This is a genomic window from Streptomyces sp. ICN903 (assembly GCF_022015835.1).
GTDB lineage: Bacteria > Actinomycetota > Actinomycetes > Streptomycetales > Streptomycetaceae > Streptomyces > Streptomyces fenghuangensis.
Genome location: NZ_JAKMAY010000280.1, coordinates 1 through 7,478, shown reverse-complemented (window position 1 = coordinate 7,478; position 7,478 = coordinate 1). Strand labels below are relative to the sequence as shown.

Sequence of the window (7,478 nt, the reverse complement as noted above, 5' to 3'; positions counted from 1 at the left end):
GGCCGGCTCCCCTCCCGCACCGCAACCGGTGAGGGCCAGGGACAGAGACAGGGATAAGGGCATCAGAACCGCTGCGAGCACGGTTCGGCGCATGGGGACTCCAGCGGGCGGCGTCGGGCTGACAACGGTGAGGCCGACGGTAGCGTCCCGCCCCCGGCCCGTAAAGATCGGCGGTTCCGCCCGCGCCGGGGAAAGACGGGGCCGGGGCGCGTCCGGGTACCGGCGCCCGCCGTCACTCCTCGATCACCGCGACCGCGTCCAGGCCGACGCTGTGCAGGGTCCGCAGGACGGTCCGGTCGGCTCCGCGGACGGTCAGTACGGCGTTCTCCGGCCGTCCGGTGGCCGCGCGGAGCAGGGCGTAGGCGCATGCCAGGTCGAGGTGGTCCAGGCCGTCCATCTCCAGCACGACCTCGTGGGCGCCGAGCAGCCGCGGGTCCGTGAGCCGCCCCTCCAGTTCACCGAGTGTTGTGGAGTCCAGCCGGCCGGAGACGGCGAGCACGGCGCGGCGGCTCCCGGCCTCGGTGATCGCCAGGGTCGGGCGGTGCGCCCGTGCGGTGGGTTGCGGGTCGGATGCCATGGCGACCTCCTCCGTGTGCCGGCCTGCGGTGGTTGCGCGCCTGTGTCCGTCCTCTCCCTCCAGCCTCTCACCACCGCTCCTGCCCGGGCCGGCGGCCGCCGGCCCGGGCAGGGTGAAGCGCGCCCTCCCCCGTTGCCGGGGGAGGCGTGTGCGGCCTCAGATCTCTGTGTCCCGTGCGACGGGGGCGGGCTGCCCGGTGGTGAACTTCCTGCGCCAGGCGAGGGCGACGTAGACCAGGGCGATGAGGACGGGGACCTCGATGAGGGGGCCGACGACGCCGGCCAGGGCCTGGCCGGAGGTGACGCCGAAGGTGGCGATGGCGACCGCGATGGCCAGTTCGAAGTTGTTGCCGGCGGCGGTGAAGGCCAGGGTGGTGGTGCGCTCGTAGGCCAGGCCGATGGCCTTGCCGAGGGCGAAGGTGCCGAAGAACATCAGCGCGAAGTAGACCAGCAGCGGCAGCGCGATGCGGGCGACGTCGAGCGGCTGGGAGGTGATCGTCTTCCCCTGGAGGGCGAAGAGGACGACGATGGTGAACAGCAGTCCGTACAGGGCCCAGGGGCCGATCCTGGGCAGGAGGCGCTGCTCGTAGGCCGTGCGGCCCATCCTCTGCTCGCCGAGGCGGCGGGTGAGGTAGCCGGCCAGCAGGGGGACGCCGAGGAAGACGGCGACGTTGGCTGCGATCTCCCAGGCGGAGATGTCCAGGGCCGCGCCGTCGCCCAGGCCGAGCCAGCCGGGCAGCAGGTCGAGGTAGAACCAGCCCAGCAGGCCGAAGGCCAGGACCTGGAAGACGGAGTTCAGCGCGACCAGGACGGCGGCGGCCTCGCGGTCGCCGCAGGCCAGGTCGTTCCAGATGATGACCATGGCGATGCAGCGGGCGAGCCCGACGATGATCAGTCCGGTGCGGTACTCGGGCAGGTCGGGCAGGAAGATCCAGGCCAGGGCGAACATCACGGCCGGCCCGACGATCCAGTTGACCACCAGGGAGGAGACCATCAGGCGGCGGTCGCCGGTGACGGCGTCCAGGCGGTCGTAGCGGACCTTGGCCAGCACCGGGTACATCATGACCAGCAGGCCGAGCGCGATGGGCAGTGAGATGCCGCCGATCTCGACCCGGCTGAGGGCGTCGTTCAGGCCGGGGACCAGCCGGCCCAGCCCGAGGCCGGCGGCCATGGCGGCCAGGATCCACACCGCCAGGAACCGGTCCAGGGTGGAGAGGCGGGCGACGATGCCGCCCTCCCCGGACGGGCCGGCGGCCGGTGCGGTGGTCTCTTCGGTCGCGGTCACGGGCAGGCCCTCTTGGTCTCGGCGGCGCGGGTGGTGCGGGCTGTGCGGGCCAGCTCGGTGAAGGAGCGGCCCAGGCACTCGATGACGTCCGGGCGCAGCCGGTAGTAGGTGTACCGGCCGCACGGCTCGGTCTCCACGACCCCGGCCTCGCGCAGCACGCGCAGGTGGTTGGAGAGGTTGGTCTGCCTGGCCCCGGTCTCGGCGACCAGATGGGTGGTGCACAGGGTCTCGGTGGCCAGCAGGGTCACGATGCGCATCCTGAGCGGATCGGCGAGCACCCGGATCAGGTCAGTGTCGACTGACGTCAGCATGCGCTGATACTGTCACATCAGCCGGAGGTGATGCCACCCGGCCCCCCTTCGACGAGCCGAGGAGAAGAGACCCCGCATGCCCGACAAGCCGTCCGTGCTGTTCGTCTGCGTCCACAACGCCGGCCGCTCCCAGATGGCCGCCGCCTGGCTGACCCACCTGGCCGGCGACCGCGTGGAGGTCCGCTCCGCCGGATCCGCCCCGGCCGACCGGGTCAACCCGGCCGCGGTCGAGGCGATGCGGGAGGCGGGCATCGACATGTCGGCCGAGGTGCCCAAGGTGCTCACCACCGAGGCCGTCCAGACTGCCGACTACGTCATCACCATGGGCTGCGGCGACACCTGCCCGGTCTTCCCCGGCAGGAAGTACCTGGACTGGAAGCTGGAGGACCCGGCCGGACAGGGCGTGGAGGCCGTGCGCCCCATCCGTGACGAGATCCGCCGCCGCGTCGAGGCCCTGATCGCCGGGATCGACGCGTCCTGAGGCCGCCGGAGCCTCCGCGTGAGGGCCGGCGAGCCCGGCCCTGGGGAGGCGAGCCCTCCCCGGCCCGTGCGGCGCAGTCCGTCCATAGGGGCGGAGGGACGCCGGCCCCTCAACCCTCCCGGACCACGACGTCCTTGACCACCCGTTCACCGGGCCGGCCGCGGCGGCCGGACGGAGGCCGGGCCAGGGACGGCGCCGCGCCGGGCGGATCCGTCCGGCGCATGTCGGGCGGGGCCTCGTGCCACAGCGGGGCCTGCTCCCGGATCTGCCTGAGCATGACGCCCTCGCGCAGCCCCCACGGGCAGAGCGTGAGGGTCTCTATCTCCATGCACCGCATGGCCGTGTGCGCTATCACGGCTCCGGCCAGGGACTGCCGGGCACGGGCGGCGGAGATGCCGGGCAGTTCCGCGCGGGCGGCCGCCGGCAGGGAGGCCAGCCGCTCCACGGCCGCCTTGAGGTCCCCGCGCTCGATGCGGCGTGTGACGAAGGGGCCCAGCTTCCCCGGAGGGGCCCCGCACAGCCGGGCCAGCTGCTGGAATGTGCGCGAGACGGCCACGGCGGTACGGGGGCGCTCCCAGTGGATCCGGACCGCCACGTCCCGCAGTTCATGGCGTACGCGGCGTCTCAGCTCCTTGACCGCACCGGCCGGCGGAGGGTCCGCCTCCCCGAAGTACTCGCGCGTCATCCGCCCCGCGCCCAGCGGAAGGGAGGCCACGAAGCCGGGTGTCCTGTCCCGGCCGAAGGCCACCTCCAGCGAGCCGCCGCCGATGTCCAGCAGCACCATCGGACCGGCCTGCCAGCCCATCCACTGCCGGGCCGCCAGGAACGACAACTCCCCCTCCGTCACACCCGACATGACGTACAGGGGGATCCCGGCCCCGCTGTGGACGGCCTCCAGGACCTGATGGCGGTTGGGCGCGTCCCGGATGACCGCGGTGGCGAAGGCGAAGGGCTGCTCCACCCCCCAGCGGGCGGACTCCTCCCTCACCTCGGCGACCGCGGCCACCACGGCGTCCACCGCCCGCTCGCCGAGCCGTCCGTCCGGTTCCACGTACTCGGCCAGCCTCAGCCGCCGCTTGGCCGTGTGCACCGGCAGCGGTATGTCACCGCCGCAGTCGGCCACCACCAGCCGCACCGTCTTGGACCCCACGTCCACAACCGCCAAACGCATGGAGGGCTCGTGCCCCCCGGCACCGTGCGGCATGCCATCACACCCCGGACACAGACACAGACCGGCCATGTCCCGCCGTTGTCCCGCCCGTGTCGCGGGCGCCGCGCCATTGCACCGGCCCGCCGGGGGTAGAAGTCCCGCAGCGAGCAGGGAGGTGGGCCATCGTGTGCGAGTCGTCGCTGCGGGCCGTGGGGTGGGCGCGGTCACTGCCGGTGGCCAGCGGGGTGAAGGCCGCGCGGGAGTGGGCGCGTGGCCATCTGGAGTCGCTGGGGTGGACGGAATCGGCCCCGGAGACGGTGGACGCGGTGCTGCTGACCGTCTCGGAACTGGTGACCAACGCGCACGTACACGCCCACAGCACCGCCCAGTTGGTGCTGACGTGGGACAACCGGTGCCTGCACGTGAGCGTGCGCGACTCCTCGGCCGCCCTCCCCGCGCCCCGCTCCCCCAGCGCCGAACGCACATCGGGGCGCGGCATGTTCCTCGTCGACGCCCTGGCAGACGAGTGGGAGGCCCGCCCCTGCGCGGGCGGCAAGGCCGTCACCGCCTGCTTCCGTCCGCCCGCCCGGCCCACCGGGTGATGCCCGCGGGCCGGGCGGGCGAACGAGCCGCGCTGCCGGGGGCCGTCAGTCCAGCGCCAGCACCGTCGAGACGGCCCGGCGCAGCACCTCGTCCGGGTCCGGTACCGGCCCGGCCGAGCGCCACGCCACGAACCCGTCGGGACGCACCAGTACCGCGCCGCCCGGCTCCGTGCCGTGGGTGCGCGCCCAGTCCGCGCCGTCCTCGGGCACGAGGTCGGCGTCCGCCCCGGTCCCGATCCGGTACGGCGTCAGCGGCACGGACAGTTTCTCGGCGACCCGGCCGGCCGCCTCGTACCACCCGGCCGCCGTACCGGCTCCGGTGAGCAGGACCAGGGAGCGCTCGTACAGGTCCAGGGTCGAGACCCGCTCCCCGGCACGGCTGAGCCACATGTGGGGCGCCCGGCTGCCCGGCTCGCCCGTCAGCCGCAGGTCCCCGCTGACGGGCGGCGCCTCGGGGTCGGCGCCCACGACGGCGCCGCGCGGGTAGCGGTATCCGACGGCCACGGCGAGGATGCCGCCCTGCGGACCGCGTCCCTGCGCGCCGGGGGCCGGGGTGTAGCCGGGGTGCTTGTGCTCCGCGGAGCGTGCCGAGGCGCGGGCGGCGGTGGCCTGCGCGACCGGGCGGCGCTCGGCGTCATAGGTCTCCAGCAGGCCCGGCCCGGCCCAGCCGCCGAGCACGGCGGCCAGCTTCCACGCCAGGTTGTGCGCGTCCTGGATGCCGGTGTTGGAGCCGAAGGCGCCGGTGGGGGACATCTCGTGGGCCGAGTCGCCGGCCAGGAGGACACGGCCGGCCCCGTACCGCAGGGCCACCCGCTCCGCCGCGTGCCACGGCGCCCTTCCGGTGATCTCCACGTCGATCCCGGACACGCCGACCGCGCGGCGGATGTGCTCGGCGCACCGCGCGTCGGTGAACTCCTCCAGCGTCTCGCCCCTCTCGGGGTGCCAGGGGATGTGGAAGACCCAGTGCTCCCGGTTGTCGACCGGCAACAGCGCCCCGTCCGCCTCCGGGCCGGTCAGATAGCACATGACGAAGCGCCGGTCGCCCACCACGTCGGCGAGCCCCCGGGAGCGGAAGGTGACGCTCACGTTGTGGAACAGCTCGCCGGGGCCGCTGTGGCCGATGCCGAGGCGCTCGCGCACCGGGCTGCGCGGGCCGTCCGCGGCGACGAGGTAGTCGGCGCGGACGGTGGTGCGCTCCCCGGTCTCCCTGCTCCCGACCACGGCCGTGACCCCGTCCGGGTCCGGCTCGAAACTGATCAGCTCGGTGGAGAACCGCAGGTCGCCGCCGAGTTCGCGGGCGCGCTCCAGCAGAACCGGCTCCAGGTCGTTCTGACTGCACAGGCACCACGCGCTGGGGCTGATGCGGGCGAGCGCGCCGTCCGGGTCGATCTCCTGGAACAGCCACCGGCCCTCGTCCCCGGTCAGCGAGGGGGTCTGGAGGATGCCGTGGTTGCCGGACAGGACCGATGCCGCCTCCTTGATCCCCGCTTCGACGCCCGCCACCCGGAACAGTTCCATCGTCCGCACGTTGTTGCCGCGTCCCCGCGGGTGGGTCGAGGTCCCCGCATGCCGTTCGACAAGTGTGTGCCGCACACCGAGGCGGCCGAGGAACAGCGAGGCGGACAGGCCCACCAGGGAACCACCGACGATGAGGACGGGGGTCCTGTGGTCGGCTTCTTCGTTCATCTCTTTCCTCCAGCACATCGATTCCACGTTGCGCGCACACACGCGCCCCGGACGGTTATGGATGCCACCGAGGCGTCCGTTTCGCTCGCCCTTCACCCGGTTGATTCCGACAGTTTGCGGGACCGGAAAGAGCGTCACATGATCAGTTCTCATGACGACTGACGCCGAGTCAACGCCCTCGGCAGTCCCACCGTTCGCCAACGGAAAGGCTCACAGGATGACGGTCTCGGGTCGCGCGCCCCAGGTGCCGGACCGTGTCTCCCAGTCGGTGTTCGACGGCTCCCGGCTCCGGGCCGTCCTGCTGGTGGACCTTCAGGAGGGAGCCCAGCAGCGCTTCCTCGACGCCTACGAGCGCATGTGCGCCCAGGTGGCCTCCGTGCCCGGCCACATCAGCGACCAGCTCTGCCAGTCCATCGAGAACCCGTCCCAGTGGCTCATCACCAGCGAGTGGGAGAGCGCGCCGCCCTTCCTCGCCTGGGTGAACAGCGAGGAGCACCTGGAGACGGTCAGACCGCTGCGCGCCTGCGTCCGCACCATGCGGCCGCTGCGTTTCGGCATCCTCAGGGAGACCCGCGGCGGCGGGCGCGCCGCGGCCGCTCCGGACGGGGAGCGGCCGCCCGTCCGCCTGGGCGACGGCACGGTGCACCACGCCCTGACCTACACCGTCCGGCCCGGCAGCGAGTCCAAGGTCGCGGAGATCCTGTCCGGCTTCGCCCCGCCCGACCCCGAGGTGGACGAGGCCACCCGGCTGCTGCGCACCTCGGTGTTCCTGCACGGGGACAGGGTCGTGCAGACCGTCGAGGTGCGAGGCGACCTGTCCGCCGCCCTCGGCCACGCCATCGGCCGGCCCGAGGTCCGGGAGGTCGAGGAGGCCCTCGCCCCCCACCTGGAGCGGGAACGCGACCTCGGCGATCCGCAGTCCGCCCGGGTCTTCCTCACCCGCGCGGCGATGCCGGCCGTGCACCGCACCGCGTCCGGCGGGCCGAAGTCGCCCCGGGCCCGGCGGCACGCCCTGTACTACCCGGCCCGGGAGGGACGCGGCACGGACCTGGCGCGGCTGATCGCCCGGCAGGAGGAGAGCGCCGCGAACGACCCGCACGACCCGGTCCGCGCCGTCACCGTCTTCCAGCGCGACGACATCGTCGTACGGATGGTCGAGATGGAGGCCGAACCGGACTCCGCTCCCGCCCGGGTCCTCGGCCTCGGCGAGCCGGGCGCCCTCAGCGAGGCGGCCGGCCTGCTCGACCTCGAAGCGCTCGGCCTCGACAGTCCCCCGGCCGGCGAACGCGGCCTCCTGCGCCTGCTGGCGCACGCCGGCATGCGCCTGCTCACCGACCGGAGAGCACCGCACTCCTGAACCCCCGCCGGCCGCGGCGCCGGCCGGCCC

The 7,478-nt window shown here is 73.7% G+C and carries 8 protein-coding genes; 3 read left to right on the top strand and 5 right to left on the bottom strand.

The features are described 5' to 3' along the window. Positions 1-232 precede the first annotated feature (232 nt). From L7D48_RS23170 to L7D48_RS23160, 3 genes are all read right to left on the bottom strand, one after another. Entirely contained in the window at positions 233-577 is a 345-nt protein-coding gene (locus L7D48_RS23170; protein WP_237882087.1) for an STAS domain-containing protein, read from the bottom strand. A 156-nt stretch (positions 578-733) separates the two neighbouring features. Then, positions 734-1,861, bottom strand: a complete 1,128-nt coding sequence (arsB, locus tag L7D48_RS23165) for an ACR3 family arsenite efflux transporter (protein WP_237882085.1) — start codon at positions 1,859-1,861, stop codon at positions 734-736. Beyond that, a complete protein-coding gene (locus L7D48_RS23160) occupies positions 1,858-2,172 on the bottom strand; it encodes a helix-turn-helix transcriptional regulator (RefSeq protein WP_237882083.1) in 315 nt (104 codons plus the stop codon). The genes arsB and L7D48_RS23160 overlap by 4 nt, the downstream gene beginning before the upstream one ends. Positions 2,173-2,248: 76 nt before the next feature. On the opposite strand from L7D48_RS23160, the gene L7D48_RS23155 reads away from it, so the two are divergent. After that, entirely contained in the window at positions 2,249-2,653 is a 405-nt protein-coding gene (locus L7D48_RS23155) for an arsenate reductase ArsC (protein ID WP_237882081.1), read from the top strand. A 109-nt stretch (positions 2,654-2,762) separates the two neighbouring features. On the opposite strand, the gene L7D48_RS23150 is transcribed toward L7D48_RS23155, so the two are convergent. Beyond that, positions 2,763-3,824 carry a Ppx/GppA family phosphatase gene (locus L7D48_RS23150; RefSeq protein WP_237882079.1) on the bottom strand — a complete coding sequence of 354 codons (1,062 nt, stop codon included), beginning with the start codon at positions 3,822-3,824 and terminating at the stop codon, positions 2,763-2,765. A 164-nt stretch (positions 3,825-3,988) separates the two neighbouring features. On the opposite strand from L7D48_RS23150, the gene L7D48_RS23145 reads away from it, so the two are divergent. After that, complete coding sequence (locus tag L7D48_RS23145; protein ID WP_237882077.1) at positions 3,989-4,405, top strand: ATP-binding protein; 417 nt, start codon at positions 3,989-3,991, stop codon at positions 4,403-4,405. A gap of 45 nt (positions 4,406-4,450) precedes the next feature. Here the strand turns inward: L7D48_RS23145 and L7D48_RS23140 are convergent, their stop codons facing one another. After that, a complete protein-coding gene (locus L7D48_RS23140) occupies positions 4,451-6,091 on the bottom strand; it encodes an FAD-dependent monooxygenase (protein ID WP_237882075.1) in 1,641 nt (546 codons plus the stop codon). Between the two features lie 217 nt (positions 6,092-6,308). Between L7D48_RS23140 and L7D48_RS23135 the strand changes: the two genes are divergently transcribed. Beyond that, entirely contained in the window at positions 6,309-7,448 is a 1,140-nt protein-coding gene (locus L7D48_RS23135) for a SchA/CurD-like domain-containing protein (protein WP_237882073.1), read from the top strand. Positions 7,449-7,478: the final 30 nt, after the last annotated feature.